This window comes from Photobacterium phosphoreum, from assembly GCF_002954725.1.
GTDB lineage: Bacteria > Pseudomonadota > Gammaproteobacteria > Enterobacterales > Vibrionaceae > Photobacterium > Photobacterium phosphoreum.
This window is the reverse complement of record NZ_MSCQ01000002.1, coordinates 491,739-508,592: the sequence shown is the minus strand read 5'-3', so window position 1 is coordinate 508,592 and position 16,854 is coordinate 491,739. Positions and strand designations below refer to the sequence as shown.

The following is a 16,854-nucleotide window of genomic DNA, read 5'->3' as shown; positions in this document are numbered from 1 at the left end:
AGAGAGATGCTATGAGTTTTGCCTCTTTAGGCCTATCCGCCCCAATTCTTGAAGCCGTTGCTAAGCAAGGCTACGAAACACCATCCCCAATTCAAGCGCAAGCAATTCCCGCGATTCTGGAAGGCAAGGATGTCATGGCGGCGGCACAAACGGGTACAGGCAAAACAGCAGGTTTTACATTGCCGCTACTAGAAAAATTATCTGGTGGTCAACCTGCTCGTTCACATCATATTCGTGCACTTATTCTAACGCCAACCCGTGAGCTTGCCGCTCAAGTTGGTGAGAATGTTGCAAAATATAGCAAAAATTTACCAATCAATTCAGCGGTTGTATTTGGTGGTGTAAAAGCCAATCAACAAATTAATCGTCTACGTCAAGGTGCTGATGTTTTAGTGGCAACACCTGGTCGCTTAATGGATCTACACAGCCAAAATGCAGTTAAATTCCGTGATGTTGAAATTTTAGTATTAGATGAAGCTGACCGTATGTTAGATATGGGCTTTATTCGTGATATTCGTAAAATTTTAGCGCTATTACCAAAGCAACGTCAAAATTTACTGTTTTCAGCAACATTCTCTGATGACATTCGTGCGCTGGCTAAAGGTTTAGTCAATAATCCGATTGAGATTGATGTTAACCCACGCAACCAAACGGCACCGACGGTTAAGCAGTGGATTTTCCCTGTTGATCAAAAGAAAAAAGCAAACTTATTAACTAAGCTGTTAAATGAGCGTAAATGGAAACAAGTACTGGTGTTTACTAAAACTAAACACGGTGCTAACCGATTAGCGACTCACTTAGAAAGCCGTGGTATTTCATCTGCTGCTATTCACGGTAATAAGAGCCAAGGCGCACGTACGAAAGCACTGGCAAACTTTAAGTCAGGCGACGTTCGTGTACTTGTTGCAACGGATATTGCTGCGCGTGGTTTAGATATCGAACAATTGCCACAAGTGGTTAACTTTGAATTACCACATGTTGCTGAAGATTACGTTCACCGTATTGGTCGTACTGGCCGTGCTGGTTGTGTTGGTGAAGCAATTTCATTAGTTTGTGCTGATGAATTTGGTGACTTGATTGCAATTGAACGCCTAACGAAGCAAATCTTAGATCGTGAAATTGTTGAAGGCTTTGAACCGTCAATTAATCTACCAGTATCACGATTAGATACGCGTCCATTAGTGTCTAAAAAGCCAAAGAAAGCGCAATCATTTTCAGCAAATGGTGAAAAACGTCCGCGTTCGAATGGTAAACCAACAACGCGTCGTAAACCAACTGCACGCAGTGATGATGCTCCACGTACAGAAGGCGCCAAGCCGGCACGTAAGCCTCGTCCTACTGATGCAAATCCTAAAGCAACAGATGGCAAGCCACCTCGTCGTACGCCTCAGCGTAACCGTAAGCCAGCAGTAACAACTGCAAACTAAAAGTGTTTAACGGTTGAATGAGCCGGTTTAGTTAAGCTCAACAATAAAAAACCAGCGTGTAATGATGAATAATCATAACGCTGGTTTTTTGTTTAAAATATAAAGGTTAGTTTCTTAGTGACAACGTCACACAGGGAATAGCATGGTCAGTACTATAGCCATCTTCATCAAAGCTACTGTTAATTAAATGCTTGTTTTCAGTATGATAATCACTGACTTCAAACAGTGAACCTAAGAATTGAGCATTAAATTCTTGTGATAATAAAATGTAATCAAGCACCGAGGTTTTAGCACCAAAATAGTGAGTCGGTGGGCGAGACAGGTTAGGTTGTTCAGTGTGTTGAGTAAACAAATTCCAGCTATCATAAAGACGGTAATAGCCAATTAAGCGTTCAATATCACTATCAGACATCCCAAAAACATTGCCTGCTATCAGTTGTTCTAAACATGAGCTTGAAATTTCATCATTGAAATCACCCATTAATAACATTGGGCGCGTGCTTGATTCACGTTGTTTTAGTATTGCTAATAATAATAAATTCGCTTCTGTACCCCGTAACATCGCTGAGCCCCAACTGCCTAAACGCTGGCCGACAAAACGCGATAATGCAGTATCGGATGGTACGATCGTATTGGGCAAAGGATCATCAAATAATGAACGCTTTGATTTTAAATGCGTGACATAGCAATCAGTTAAGCCAACGTGAGGGATATCAATCGTGGCTCTTAGTGGTTTTCGGCTAAAGTGAAAATCATGCAAACCGAGTAATGTTGCCGCTTGCTGATCTGCTGTAACTGTTGCGATTTCAGTGATTGGAAATTTTGAAGCAATGGCAACAACAGGGCTACGGTAAATAAAATCATCAATCACTGTGGGAGAATCAATCACCGCATAATAAGGGTAACCCGCTTTTTCCAACAGAAATTGTAGACTCTCGCTACTGAATACTTCTTGAAAACCAATAATATCGGGTTGGTTTTTATCAAGAAATCGTGTTATCCATGCCTGCTTTTTATGCCATTGTTCCGTGGTGTAAATATTTTGGAAATCATAATAAGCCATGGGGGGCTCAAGATAGTTTAACAAGTTAAAACTGGCAATTTTAACCGTAGGTACGGGCACTTCATAAGAAGGTTGATTAACGTTTGGCACACTACACACTCTCTGTAAAATAATCAGCCGAAGTGTATGATATGACTAGGGCTTTGTGATTACGCTAATTTATTGATATGTAGCATACCAGAGTGACACGTTAATAACAGTGATGCTTTATTGTAATAAAATTAATTAAATAATTTATGGATATTAGCTTTTGGTGTTTTAGCGAATTTTTGCATTAATGCAAATGGTATATCGCTAATGCTATATTGCTGTTTCATGTCGTCAATCATCGCGAGCCATAAACGTGCTGTCATTTCAGAATCGGCTAACGCTCGGTGAAATATACCATCATGGTGAATGTGTTTATATTCAACTAAAGTGCCAAGTTTATGATTAGGGGCATGTTGATATAACCGACGTGCAATGAGCATTGAACATGCAAACTGATCGCTATATTCACGACCAATTAATTCAAGTTCAGCATTAAGAAAACGCTGATCAAAAGACGCATTGTGTGCGACAAGATTTGCATCCCCAATAAAATCGGCAAATTCGGCCATGACATCTTCACAGCAAGGAGCAGTGCGGAGCATATTGTTACTGATACCAGTATAGTTTTCGATAAAACTACTAATACGAAAGCCAGGGTTCATCAGTTGTTGAAAATGTGCGACAACATGACCATCCTCAAGTTTAACCGCACCAATTTCTATCGCGCGATCACCTTGCGTTGGTGAAAGACCCGTAGTTTCAAAATCGAGTACGATAACGCTATTTGCAGAACGAGAATTAATCATTTTTAAATCTTTAGCTGTAAGAAGAGCAGTATTGTAGCGTTATCAGTTGGGTTGTAAATTGCAAACCGTCAATTTTTTCATACTTTTAATGATGAATTTAGCAGTAAATATACAGGGATTTATTATCTTTTGAATCCTAAAGGTAGATTATATTCCCTGAAAGAATCAATAAGGTGTTATTATTTGCTAATTAGTGAACTATCCGTCTTGATTATGAGTCTATTAATCCCTCTATGAAAAAACACTGCCGTCATCAGATTCGCGATTATAAGCAAGAAAAAGCTTTATTTGTTCGTCGAGCCATTCAAGCATTTATTGGTATTATTATTTTAACGAGTGTATTGATTGGTAATCTTTATCATTTGCAAGTACAAGATTATAGTGAATATAAAGCTCGCTCTAATAGTAATAGTATTAAATTGATCCCCGTTGCGCCCAATCGTGGTCGTATTTATGATCGTAACGGTGTGATACTTGCTGATAATATACCTGTCTGTTCATTAGAGATAATCCCTGATCAAGTCAAAAATCTGCCACAGGTGTTAATGCAGCTTCAACCATTATTAGGAATATCCGATCAAGATATTGCTGCGTTCAATAAAGCAAAATTACAGACCCTAGCTTTTAAACCTGTAACGCTCATTGCGCATATGAATAATAAACAGGTGGCAGTATTCTCAGTTAATGAATTTGAATATCCTGGGGTTAATATTGATGCGCACCTTGAGCGTTATTACCCATATGGTGCAGCGTTAACTCACTTATTAGGTTATGTTGGGAAAATTAATGATCGCGATATTGCAGCTTTAAAAAAGAGTGGAAAATACGATAACTATAAAGCAACCCGCACTATCGGCAAGTTAGGCATTGAACATTATTATGAAAATATGCTGCATGGCAAAGCGGGTTATGAAACGGTTGAAGTAAACAGCCATGGTCGCGTTGTACGAACATTGTCTTATGTTCCTCCCGTTGCTGGTAAAGACTTAAAATTAACCATAGATATTAACTTGCAGTTGTATGCGCAAAAATTACTGACATTACAACAGAAAGATCCCACAACAGGTTTAATGGTAACGAAAGTGCGTCGTGGGGCTATTGTTGCCATGAATCCTAAGAATGGGGCGATTTTAGCGATGGTTTCAAGCCCAAGTTATAACCCTAATTTGTTTGTTAATGGTATTTCATCGAAAGCGTATGCGGCGTTATTGAATGATCCTGCGCGTCCGCTTATTAATCGTGCCACATTGGGTTTATACCCACCGGGTTCAACCGTAAAACCTGAGCTTGCAGCTGCGGGATTAACAACTGGGGTGATTACGGTACATACAGTACGCAATAATCACGGTTTTTGGCGTATTCCTAATAGTAAAAGCCGTAAGTTTAGAGATGATAGGGTACAAGGCTTTGCTAATGTTGATATTTATAAAGCCATTGAAAAATCAGTGAATACCTATTTCTATCAAGTGGCTTATGATTTAGGTATCGATCGATTATCAATGTGGATGACTAAATTTGGTTATGGTCAACATTCAGGGATTGATATCGACGAAGATTCAACGGGTATTATGCCAACGCGAGCATGGAAAATGGCGCGTTTTCATCAGCCTTGGATGCAGGGTGATACTGTACCGTTAGGTATTGGTCAGGGTTATTGGACTGCAACCCCAATACAAATAGCGAAAGCGACATCGGTAGTTGCTGAAGATGGTATTGAACATCGACCGCATTTATTGAAAGATATTATTGATGGAAAAACCCAGCAACCCGTAACGTTTGCTGATTTTAAGCCATTAACCTCTGTGCCTCAAAAAGATTGGGCGATCATTAAAAAGGGTATGGAGTTGGTCGTTGAGAAAGGGACTGCTAGTCAAATGTTCAAAAATATGCCGTTCCAAGTCGCAGGTAAAACAGGAACAAGTCAGGTTTATTCATTGACTGATACTGAGCACTATGACGCAAATGAGGTAGCTGAGCATTTTAAAGATCATGCATTATTTACCGGTTTTGCGCCTGCTAATGATCCGAGTATTTTAGTCACCGTGGTATTAGAGCACGGCGGTTGGGGTTGGCATGCAGCACCATTTGCTCGTGATATCATGGAGTATGTATTGCTGAAACCGACATTATCCCCTCAAGCGGGTGAATTGGTTCAACAACCATCTCCCTCGCTTGCAGGGCTGAGTAATGGAATGAGTTCAGTGGTTAAAGTATCGTAATATAGTCTTTGGTCTTTGGTCTTTGGTCTTTGGTCTTTGGTCTTTGAGTTGCCGTGATGTCAGTGTTTGGCTCACGGCTTACTTGGACGTGGTGTATTACACCATGAATTTAGCATTGCTAATAATTCAGAGGCCATATAAGGCTTACATAAAATATCATCCATACCCGCATTGATGCATGCTTTTCTTTCCGCAATCGTCGTACCAGCTGTTAATGCAATAATGGGCTTAGTAAATGCCTGTTCACGTAAGGTTTTAGTGGCGCAATAACCGTCCATGATTGGCATACGACAATCCATTAATACAATATCAAATGTTTGCTTGGCGATAATATCTAATGCCGCTTGACCATTATCAACGATGGTGACACTAATATTATATTTTTGAAGCATAAGTTGAATGATCATTTGGTTGGTTTTTAAATCTTCAACCACCAAAATATTTAGTTTTTGTAATGCTTCGTGCGTCGCGGGAGAATGGCTCGACAGTGTTTCATCTATCGTGCTAATAGTTAATGGAAGCGATACTGAAAAAGTCGTGCCAATCTTTTGTTTACTGTCCAACGAAATATTACCGTTCATTTGTTCACATAATTGTTTGCAAATAGCGAGCCCCAAGCCGGTTCCTTCATGGCTACGTTTACTGGATATATCGACCTGACTAAAGGGCTTAAAAAGCTTATGTTGCTGTTGTGGTTCTATACCACAGCCACTGTCTTTAATGGTAAAAATAAGACAATTGTTTACCCAACTAAATTTGGCATGTACAAAACCTTGTTGAGTAAACTTTATCGCATTAGCAATGAGGTTGACGTAAATCTGTTTAAGACGATCTTCATCAGCACGAATATATCTTGGAATATCAGTACTATATTCGATTTTAAAATCTAAGCGTTTTTCTAATGCACAATGGGAAAAGATATCTCTTAGTTTGATCACCAATAAATGGCTATCGAATGGCTTTTCTATTAACTCTAACATCCCTGCATTTATTTTACTGTAATCAAGTAAATCGTTAATAATAGCTCGAAGTAATTCACCTGAATGATTTAACGTTGTGAGTAATTTATTTTGATTTGAGTTTAATGGAGTGTCTTGTAGTAGCTCTGCTGATCCCAATAGCCCATTGAGTGGAGTACGTAATTCATGATTGATCATGGCTAAAAAGTCACGTGTTGATTGTTCTGAATCTTCAGCGCGTTGGCGAGCATGAATCGCTTGGCTGAGTGTTATTTGACGTCCAATCGTTGATCGGAATAATTCACAAAATAACGCTAAGCGTTGCTGAATAATCGTCAGACTGTTTTTAGGTCTTGATATTCTGGCAGCAAAATAGCCGATAATACCGCGACTATTGTTCAGTGTAATCCAGTAAAGATGGGTGCTGGGATCCCATAATGATCCTTTATTAGGAAGATCTGCTGGTGGTTGCCATTGCTGTTGTCGTCCACTGCAATAATCACCACTAATAGTAATATTTTCAATCGGTAGAATAGAAATATAGCATGCACTAATGTAGCGACCATCAGACAAACTATCGATCAATTGTTGAATGTTATTTCGAGAAGGAGCCTGTTTTAAAAACAGCCGCGCATAAGTTAACAACAAATTTTCAATTTTAGTTTGGTATGTGAGTTGTTCTGAGTCTAGCTCAGCTTGTAAGCGTAGTTTTGCTAATGATGTTTCTAGCATATTATTAGTATCAAAAAGCTCGCGACTTTTCATTTCTAATAATTTTTCAGCCATGATGCGAGAGGCATGTTCTCGCTCCAATTTGAGCTCTAATAACATAATATGGCGTTTAGTATCCATGTTAGTCACCAGTAAGTGTTAATGAAAATCTGACATGGCTTTGAGCTGCATTCATTGGTTGCATTGTGATGGTTAAAGATTGATTAAAATAGTGAGCACAGCCTTCCAATAGTCCCATGCATACATACCCCATACAGCGTGCTGAGTGGTAATCCATCGTCATTGTTGACTGTGTTTTATTACTAAATATAAATTGAGGTGGTGTGGCATCGGGATACAGCTTTTTAACTTCAATATGAATGTATTGTTCAACTTTCTCTATAAAACGGAAAGTATCATCATCTTCAATATTTGGGATGGGTAATGCTTGTAATAATGCTGGGAAAACAAGTCGTCCATAGGTTTTTTGAAGCTGTGATGCTGGAATATTAGTAATATGGCTTAAGCTCATAATAAGTTTAATAAGTTGGCGGTGATCATAGCTACCAACGGCAGTATAGATACCACTATCTTTTGCATCATCAAACATCTGTTGGCTGATGTCTAAACCAAATTGCGTTTCTACAATAGTAATAAATTCGGTAAAAATGATTCCTTTCATATCAACCCTTATTCTATTAATTTATTGATGATGTAATTAGCATCGCTATAAATGAAATTATATAAGTAATTATGGCAGAGTTTATTAAAGCGTCAAAAAGGAGTAGTAACAAGTTTTTTGAAGATGGATGATAAAAATCAAGATGTAATGTTATTACATCTTGATCATCAGTATTATTTTTGCAATGCCACCGTTGTTGAGGCTTGTTGAGCAACACTTAATAGGTATTGTTCCATATCGTGCATCATTTGTGTTTGGTTAGGTAGAGGCAGTGCATGTATATCACTCACTAATGATACTTTTTTATCTTCAATTATGTCGGTATAAATCATGCCAGTTGCTGCGGGTTTACCCTTGTAAAAGCCCACATAAAGTTGTGCGTTTACATCAGCGTCAAACATGATTTGGGTAAGATATTCAATAACAGCTTGTTGTTGGTCTTCTTGTTGCCAATAGCTCGAATATACCAGAGCATAGCGAATAGTGAGAGGGTGGCAATCTACGGGGTAAAAAGTTAACGATGATTCACTCGAAGAGGTCATTGAGTCAACAATGTGTGTCGACAACTCTGAGTGTGCAAGTTGATACAGATGTAAACCTTTTTCACTTAATGGGGTTGGAAATTCAGCATCAGTAATATGGCTAGCCATCCACGCGTTTTTTAAAGTAATCAGTTTTTCTGTAATTAGTGGCATATCATCACTTCTTTTGTTCAATTATCAACACCATAACCTAAAATACAATAATAAGGTATGCTATTTGATTATTTTCGATGAGATCATTAGCTATTTTGTGTTGTCATTGAATAAAATATACCCCAATAACACTTTATGTATCTTTTGGGGAATAAAGTAATAGTTATTATATGTGATCTCACTATATGATGTTGATTACTTATATTTTAATTATAAACCTAACTTTTGGGTATAAGAGTCAGAATGAAAAAATTGTGGTTAGTGGCTGCTATTAGTGTCATGTTGGTGGGGTGTAATAGCTCTCATGCTGTGTCATCTCAGACGAGTGCCAATGTTGCAGCTGCGAATGCGGTTCAATCGATAGCAAGTGTTGAAAAACAACTCCCAGATTGGATCAAAGACGATACCGTGACATCACCCTTAGAGGCCATTGTGATGGGTGGGCATACTTATGATGCGGTTTCTTTCTGTAAGCCTCATGATTGTGCGAGTGATTTTATGATCACCTTAACGGCGGATAATAATAAAAAATATTCAATGATCGTACACGTGAAAGATGTGCCAGATGCCCTTAATACGCCAAGTATCTATGCAACTTATCAATATATAGGCGAACCAGATCAACAAGTGAAAAGTGTATTTACTCAAGCATTAAGCCAAAATCCAAACTGGCAATAATTGTTCACCTCTCTGCAATAGCTGAGTATTAAAGAATAGAGTATTCGGTATCGTACTGAATGCTCTATTTATAATTCACAACACCGCCATTCCCGACAGTGAGTGCCTACGATAGCGATAGGAAATCTATTCACGCGAGCTGAAGTCTTAAATAGTGCGAATATGAAGTTTTTGTTTTGCTGTTTGATGCGGATATTTTTACAGTGATAACTACGAATAGAAAAATAGCAAATAAACAAAGACGTGAGGGTAAAAGAGTCGCCAGATAGAAATTAAGTGCTATTGAAAACATAAGATGTTTATGATTAAAACATATAGCTGTCCGCAATTACTGCTGCGGTGATTATTTAAGTATTAAACATGCGGTATGTTGATTTTATTTAATTGAACCGCATGCTTGTATTATTATATTAATCAAATATAGGTTAGGATTGTTTTTCTAAATCCATTATCTTACAACGTATTGCTAAAGAATTAATTGCGGCTGCTGAAGACAGATTGCGAATAAAATCAAGCGCTTTTGCTAAATCTTCAGTATCAATTTTTAGATTATTATCAATACGGCCATCATTGGTCATGTCTGTATTTACTACGCTAGGGCATAAGCAACAGACTTTAACACCAAATGGTAAAAGCTCATGATAGAGTGATTGCGTATAACTAACGATGGCTGATTTTGTTGCTGAATAAGCGGCAATTTTAGGAACTGGCTCTAAACCTGCGGTTGAACCTAAATTATAGATTTCGCCAAAACCTTGCTGTTTCATTTTATTAGCGACTAAATTACAAGCAGTCATCGTTGAAAGTAAATTGATGTTTATCAACTCAGACAGTTCAGATAAAGTGAGGTTAGTCCCCCCTGCCTTTAATATACCAGCACTATTAACCATAATATCAATTTTTTCATGAAAAGAAATTATCGATGTAATAACGGCTTCAACGTCATTGGGATGATTAAAATCGACACTCACTGCTTCTATGTTACATGATGAATATTTTTGGCTGAGTTCTGATTTTGTTTTTTGAATGTTTTCTTTATTTAAAGATATTAAAATTAATGAGTAACCTTGCTGCGCAAAATAATGTGCAATAGCTTTACCGATACCTCTGCTTGCTCCAGTAATTAAGGCGACATTAGACATAAAAACTCCATTAATAATTTATGCATTGAATACAAATGACAGTATCATTTATTTACCAGTTATAAAAGTGGATTATTTTTGTTTTTCAATGCAAGTGTAAATAAGTGTTTGGTGAGATTTTTTGATAACTAAAAATTAGTTGTATTACTCTAATTAATCAATGTCTCGAAGTGTGATGGTAATATTTAGCTACGAATGTTAAATAGTGATAATAATATTTCATACTTGATAAGTATTGGCGTTATCTTTATAGTAATAAAGAATAACAGAGGGTAATAATACTATTAATGGTTCAATGATAATGATGATTATAAAAGTAAAAAATAAAGTCGAGAGTGGTATATAGCGTTTTTTACTTTAATAATCGTAATTTATTATTTTTCTAAATATTTATTAGGTTTTCTATTTTTACTTATTATAATAAGTTCTCTTTTAGTTAAGGTTAAATAATGTCAAATAATTTGGTTTTAAATGGTTGTTTTTCTAAGGGTCTTTCGTTTTGGCTGGGATCTGATTTTTCAGTAATTACAGATCCAGTTGAAGGTTGCTATGCCCATCATGAGAATATAGATGCGACACTTACTCAAATATTAGAACGTAGTAATACAATTAAGAAAAATGAGCATTATCAATTGATAATAAAAGCTCGTGCAGTTAAAGTTGAAGAAATGAAGCCTATACTTCTTGTAACAGCTGGAACTCAGTACAATATCCCTTGTGATAATCCTAATAGTCATCAGTTAAATTCAAACTGGGAAGAATTCAAATTTAATTTCTCTATTGGTGATATTGAATCTGAAGTAACTGATGTAAGATTAATAATGAATAATTTTTCAGATATTACTAATATATCGCTAGTAAAACTATAAATAATTAAAAGATAAGGTTAAATGTTGATTTTAAAATATTTAATCTTATCTAACTACTAGTGAGTAATCAGCGAAGGTTAATAATTTCTCTAGCTTAATTATGTAACTAAAAATCAAATTGGTCTTTGTTCTACATCCTCTCGTAATAACCCCTCTGCTTCAAATGAGTAATCGTATTAGCATAAGATAAATGCTGTCTGTATTTAACATGGACGATACTTTTACCCAAAACAAAACAAAACAAAACAAAACAAACAAAACAAAGGACAGCCATAACATTGCGTATTAACCATGAGTAACTACACTTAAGCTTCAAGTTGCTTATGGTGAAACGAATGACAATCTCAAGACGGAAATTGATAGAGCCTCAAATTACGCCTTTTTATCATGTAATTAATCGCTGTGTACGTCGTGCCTATTTATGTGGCGATGATCCATATAATGGTAAAAATTATCAACACCGTCGCGGTTGGATCGTAAATAAAATCAAACAATTAGCAGCTGTATTTTGTATTGATGTTTGTGCTTATGCCGTGATGAGTAACCATTATCATTTAGTGCTTAAAATAGATACTGAGCAACAGAAAAAGCTAACCCCAGAAAGGTAAAATAAAGGACAGCCATAACATTGCGTATTAACCATGAGTAACTACACTTAAGCTTCAAGTTGCTTATGGTGAAACGAATGACAATCTCAAGACGGAAATTGATAGAGCCTCAAATTACGCCTTTTTATCATGTAATTAATCGCTGTGTTCGTCGTGCGTATTTATGTGGCGATGATCCATATAATGGTAAAAACTATCACCATCGTCGTGGTTGGATCGTAAATAAAATCAAACAATTAGCAGCTGTATTTTGTATTGATGTTTGTGCTTATGCCGTGATGAGTAACCATTATCATTTAGTGCTTAAAATAGATACTGAGCAACAACAAAAGCTAACTCAAGAAGCGGTAATATCGCGTTGGTTACAGTTATTTAATGGTCATCCTATTGCGGTCGATTTCTTAAAAGAGGGTCAAATAGCGGCGGAGAAACAACAAGCGTTATCAACTTTAGTGGCTGAATGGCAGCAACGATTAGGCAGTATTAGCTGGTTTATGCGCTGTCTTAATGAAGAAATAGCGCGAAAAGCTAATAAAGAAGATCAATGTAAAGGGGCGTTTTGGGAAGGTCGATTTAAGTCTCAAGCTTTGCTGGATGAACAAGCATTATTATCGTGCATGATGTATGTAGATTTAAATCCGATCAGGGCAGGCGTTACACCGTCACTAGAACAGTCTGATTTTACCTCGATTCAGCAGCGCATTCGTGAATATCAGCAACCGAAAACATCCACTAAACAACCACCATCAAATACAGCCCACTTTCAATTATTACCTTTTGTTGGTAGTGAGCACCAAGACAAAAAAGCAGGAATAAACTTTTCTTTTGCAGATTATCTTGAACTTATTGACTGGACTGGTCGCTGTATTCGCAATGATAAAAAAGGGTTTATCTCATCCCATCAGCCAAAGATTTTACAGCAAATGGGAATAACATCAGACGCTTGGCTTGAGCATAGTGAACAATTTATGGAACGTTATGCCAATGTAAGCGGTAAGTGGTCACAGATGTGTGCATTCAAACAACATGCTGGTGGGCATTGGTGTAAAGGTAAATCGGCGAGTCATCAGTTACATCCTAGTTAGATATGTACTCTTAACATTAGATCAAAATACTGCAATAACCGTCAGGATTGTGGGTGTTTTCGATCCTGACATATGGGAATAGAACAGATTTAACGAAGAATTTAAATAATGAGCTGCAACTTTTATAGTAAAAGAGCTTATTGCTAGTGGAATGGTTTGTTTTGGGGGGTTCTAGTTAACAACTAAAATATATGGCTGTCCAAAATGGTTTCTATTTAAGAGTTAAAAGATTTGGCTGTCCAAATGGTTTTTTCTAAAAAGCCTTATTTGAGTAATCTCTCACTTTATAAGTTCTCCATTCTTTTTTTACTTACATATTCTTAGAGCAACCCACCATATTTTGCGGTGACGACCTAAGGAATATTGTGACACTTTATTCTCTATGCTAAATAAGATAGTGACTCTAGATGAGTTGTATGGAGTTCAGGTATCAATAACCAATGTTTAGTTTGTTGAACGCGTGAAAATGGAAGGGATTGAATTGTGAAAAAAATAAATAAAATAACAATAGCTCTATTCGGCGCTATGCTCAGTGGTAATATCTATGCCGCTGACGCCGGTGTTGTTTCTTTTGTTCCGGGAGAAACAAAAGTTCAGAATGGAGATATAGTTTCTTATAACGGTGAGTGCTTTATTGCTAAGAATAACCCTGGTGTATGGGAATCGCCAAAAGCGGGTTCATGGTTTTGGGAGGGTGCTGAATGTTCAGATGAGCCGAATCCAGATCCAGATCCTGAGCCAGAACCAACGCCTGATCCTAATCCAGGGCCTGATTTAGACGGTATTATTCCTTTCATTCCGGGTACAACTCAAGTTAAAAATGGCGACATAGTCTCTTATGACGGACAGTGCTTTATTGCTCAAAATAGCCCTGGTTTATGGGAAGCGCCAAGCACAAGTTCATGGTTTTGGGCATTAACCGAGTGTGCTGGTGAACCTGTTCCTGATGTCACCGAAGTTGCTATCGTTTCACCAACTGCGGGTCAGGTATTAACAGCCAATCAAGCATTCGTCATTAAAACGCGCATTGAGGGTAAATTAGCATCGAAAGTCGAGTTTTGGGCTGACAATACTAAACTGGCGCAAAAAGCTATTGATCAAACTCAAACAGAATACTCGCAAACGTGGACGCCAAATGAAGCGGGAAATGTTGCGATTAAGGTATTTGTTTTCGATAAAGATAACCAAAAGATCGAACAAAAATCAGTTTCTGTAATGGTAAAAGCTGAAGGGAATACTGATTTTACCGCGCCAGTGGTTAACTTCATGACGCCTGTGAATGGCGCGACTGTTAACGAAACTGACAAGGTATCTATTACTGTTAATGCATCAGACGTCGACAACGATTTAACGTCAGTGGTTGTAAAAGCCAATAACCAACAAATTTGTACATTTGATGCGGCAGCTGTCAGTGCATTTAGCTGTGATTGGCAACCGACTCAAGCAGGTAGCGTAATCTTGAATGCTATCGCAACCGATGCGCAAGACCTTTCTTCTACAACCACTTTAAACATCACTATCAAAGAAGAAACTGTTGAGCCACCAGTAACACCACCGGGTGGATTGTGTGAAGAGTTTAATGTTTACCCAGACTGGACGCGTGGCGATCACGCAGGCGGTGGTGACATTATGGTTCATGATAATATTGCTTATTCTGCCGTTTACTGGACGCAAACATTACCAGGTAGCGACAGTTCATGGACTCTGCATATAAATTGTGATGGTTCAGAACCAGGTACTGCGCCAGTGCTTTCACTACCAAACCCAATGGATCCTGTTCGTCTTGAAGTGGCGACTTGGCCGAATACGTTTGTGGTAGCAAGCCCATCGTCAACTGCACCTGCAACAGTAACCATTGCTGCGAGTAACAGTGCTGACTTGGCTGATATTGATAAGTTAACTGCATCGTTTGTTTCTATCATTGAGAAAGCAGAACAAGCTGGTACAGCATCAATTATTATCAGCAGTGATGTACTAGATAAAGCCACACGTGATAAAGGCTTATCATTAGGTACGATTGATGTGAAACAAGCGTTAACCAATGCGATTGATATCACGGGTAGCAACATTGATATTACCGCTATTAATGCACTAAGTAATGATGTCAAAGGCTGGGCACAAGCGCACAACTTGATCATATCAACTGTTGCGCCACAAGCGACGTTCGGTTGGACGTTAAGTGTTGGTGATTTTGCTTTTGATACTCATTCAGGTCGTCAGTCAGTATGGAACGCTGCGGCTAACTATACCGCAGCTCTACTGGATACATTTGCTCTGTATAAAGCGGATAGCGCAACCAAAGCTGACTTTGTTACCTTTACAAAATCAAGTGCTACTGCGGCATTATCTGCTGAACAATGGCATAACGCGCTAGAGTTCGTGAAGCAAGTTACTGATTACGTGAAGACTCCTGCGATGTTGGCAAATATTCCAACAGCACAAGCAGCAAACTATTTCATGGGCAAAACCAGCAGTGAGCAGCAAATTCGTAAAGCTGCACATAGCAACGTGTTTGCAATTTTGTTTGATGAAAATAACGCGGATTTAACCAGTAAAATTGAAGCTTACCAAGCGGCGAAAGTGCCACTGTACTATGTCGGTGAAGAATTAGAGAAAGGCGCATTAACACGTATTGAAGCATTGAACCAACAGTTAACCAATGCCGCTGACGTGATGGACAATGAAGCCTTCTTATATGAAACACCTCAATCACAGTGGATCCCATCGACCGTTTATAAGTGGAATGACTTCCTTGATGGTCTAAATGCGATGCACAATATTGGTGTTGCAGGCAATAAGTTCTGGTTATTGAATGACGAAGTCGATGATGCAACGAATATCATCTACGCTAAAGTCGCCATTGCTGCTTTCTTAGCCCAAAGTATGCAAGAGACAATTCGTTACAATGCTTGTGATGAGAATAACTGGTCTGAAGTGAAATACGGTGCGCCAACGGATTATCCGATGACCGCAAGTTGTGGTCAGTTAGGTCAGAAATACGCAGATTACGGTGTTAACCCAGTATCAGGGTTAGACTATGCGTACTCTTGTCCTCGTGATAGCAAGATGGAAGTCAGCGCCTTAACTCATGCTAAGTGGTACGGTGCACCAGCGCCAGTATTCGCAGCACCAGATGCAGTATTAGCCGAACGTGGTTTACTTGTTAATGGTAGCGTAGGTCGTTGGACAAACAGTGGTCACTGTAACGTTGTGCCTGATAAGGTAGATACCTCTAAGCAGGTGTGGGAACGTGATGAATGTAAAATTTACGTTGGTCAAAAAGCGGGTACATTCCTATGGGATGGCAGCAGCCAAGAAAGTGTTGAAGGTTGTGGCTGGTGGGGACGTGGTGTTATTCAAACCACAGGTCGTCAGAACTTTGGTACGCTTAACCACTACTTAGGTCGTTCACACGTTGATCCAGCAACAATTGGTAAAACTATTGACGGTGTAACGGTTGAAGCACCACCTGCGAACCCGCTATATGCAGATCTTGATTTCTGTTCTAATCCTGGCTTAATTTGTAGCTCAGAAGAGAACAAAGAAATTAAGTGGATTGCAGGCTTGTTCTACTGGGTAACATCAGTACAAGAATACTCAAATGAAGGTGGTCCATACGAAGGTTGGAATTACTACAACGAAATTAAAAAGTACGTTGATGGTAATCTAACAGGAACAGCATTTATTGATGATGTTTCGGGTATTGTAAACCGCGGTTGTCCTGATTCAACCTGTTCAACAGGTGATGTACATAACGTTAAAGAGCGTCAAGCTAACTTTAAGTTAGTACTACAGAAGCTAGGTCTTAATCCACAATAAGGGTGAAGCAATAACACTGTTTTATTCATATTGATTGGTAAACATTAGCTGTAAATAATCA

At 38.2% G+C, this 16,854-nt stretch carries 13 protein-coding genes; 7 read left to right on the top strand and 6 right to left on the bottom strand.

Features of this window, described 5'->3' with window-relative positions; genetic code table 11:
* Positions 1-11 precede the first annotated feature (11 nt).
* Complete coding sequence (locus tag BTO21_RS14425) at positions 12-1,427, top strand: DEAD/DEAH box helicase (RefSeq protein WP_045027355.1); 1,416 nt, start codon at positions 12-14, stop codon at positions 1,425-1,427.
* Positions 1,428-1,533: 106 nt separating this feature from the next.
* Here BTO21_RS14425 and BTO21_RS14420 read toward each other — a convergent pair whose 3' ends face one another.
* Entirely contained in the window at positions 1,534-2,580 is a 1,047-nt protein-coding gene (locus BTO21_RS14420; RefSeq protein WP_239993843.1) for an endonuclease/exonuclease/phosphatase family protein, read from the bottom strand.
* Between the two features lie 131 nt (positions 2,581-2,711).
* Positions 2,712-3,326, bottom strand: coding sequence for a 3'-5' exonuclease (locus BTO21_RS14415; protein ID WP_045027354.1), 615 nt, complete (start codon positions 3,324-3,326; stop codon positions 2,712-2,714).
* A 233-nt stretch (positions 3,327-3,559) separates the two neighbouring features.
* Here BTO21_RS14415 and mrdA point away from each other — a divergent pair, with 233 nt between their 5' ends.
* The gene (gene mrdA / locus BTO21_RS14410) at positions 3,560-5,545 is read left to right on the top strand and encodes a penicillin-binding protein 2 (protein ID WP_045027352.1); all 1,986 of its coding nucleotides are present in this window, start codon (positions 3,560-3,562) and stop codon (positions 5,543-5,545) included.
* Positions 5,546-5,616: 71 nt separating this feature from the next.
* Here the strand turns inward: mrdA and BTO21_RS14405 are convergent, their stop codons facing one another.
* The 3 genes from BTO21_RS14405 to BTO21_RS14395 form a co-directional block, all read right to left on the bottom strand.
* Positions 5,617-7,356 (bottom strand): ATP-binding protein, encoded by a 1,740-nt coding sequence (locus BTO21_RS14405; protein ID WP_045027351.1) that lies wholly within the window; start codon positions 7,354-7,356, stop codon positions 5,617-5,619.
* Position 7,357: 1 nt separating this feature from the next.
* Entirely contained in the window at positions 7,358-7,897 is a 540-nt protein-coding gene (locus tag BTO21_RS14400; RefSeq protein ID WP_045027349.1) for a heme NO-binding domain-containing protein, read from the bottom strand.
* Positions 7,898-8,070: 173 nt separating this feature from the next.
* Positions 8,071-8,592, bottom strand: a complete 522-nt coding sequence (locus BTO21_RS14395; RefSeq protein WP_045027347.1) for a hypothetical protein — start codon at positions 8,590-8,592, stop codon at positions 8,071-8,073.
* Positions 8,593-8,835: 243 nt separating this feature from the next.
* On the opposite strand from BTO21_RS14395, the gene BTO21_RS14390 reads away from it, so the two are divergent.
* Complete coding sequence (locus BTO21_RS14390) at positions 8,836-9,270, top strand: Ivy family c-type lysozyme inhibitor (RefSeq protein WP_045027346.1); 435 nt, start codon at positions 8,836-8,838, stop codon at positions 9,268-9,270.
* Between the two features lie 425 nt (positions 9,271-9,695).
* Here the strand turns inward: BTO21_RS14390 and BTO21_RS14385 are convergent, their stop codons facing one another.
* Positions 9,696-10,412: an SDR family NAD(P)-dependent oxidoreductase gene (locus tag BTO21_RS14385; RefSeq protein WP_045027344.1), complete on the bottom strand. Its 717-nt coding sequence runs from the start codon at positions 10,410-10,412 to the stop codon at positions 9,696-9,698.
* A gap of 449 nt (positions 10,413-10,861) precedes the next feature.
* Here BTO21_RS14385 and BTO21_RS14380 point away from each other — a divergent pair, with 449 nt between their 5' ends.
* The 4 genes from BTO21_RS14380 (at position 10,862) to BTO21_RS14365 (ending at position 16,793) form a co-directional block, all read left to right on the top strand.
* Entirely contained in the window at positions 10,862-11,281 is a 420-nt protein-coding gene (locus BTO21_RS14380) for a carbohydrate binding domain-containing protein (RefSeq protein WP_045027342.1), read from the top strand.
* A 335-nt stretch (positions 11,282-11,616) separates the two neighbouring features.
* A complete protein-coding gene (locus tag BTO21_RS14375) occupies positions 11,617-11,889 on the top strand; it encodes a transposase (RefSeq protein ID WP_170064518.1) in 273 nt (90 codons plus the stop codon).
* 77 nt (positions 11,890-11,966) lie between these two features.
* Positions 11,967-12,974: a transposase gene (locus BTO21_RS14370; RefSeq protein WP_105026878.1), complete on the top strand. Its 1,008-nt coding sequence runs from the start codon at positions 11,967-11,969 to the stop codon at positions 12,972-12,974.
* A gap of 483 nt (positions 12,975-13,457) precedes the next feature.
* Positions 13,458-16,793, top strand: a complete 3,336-nt coding sequence (locus BTO21_RS14365; RefSeq protein ID WP_045027339.1) for an Ig-like domain-containing protein — start codon at positions 13,458-13,460, stop codon at positions 16,791-16,793.
* The last annotated feature ends 61 nt before the right edge of the window (positions 16,794-16,854 follow it).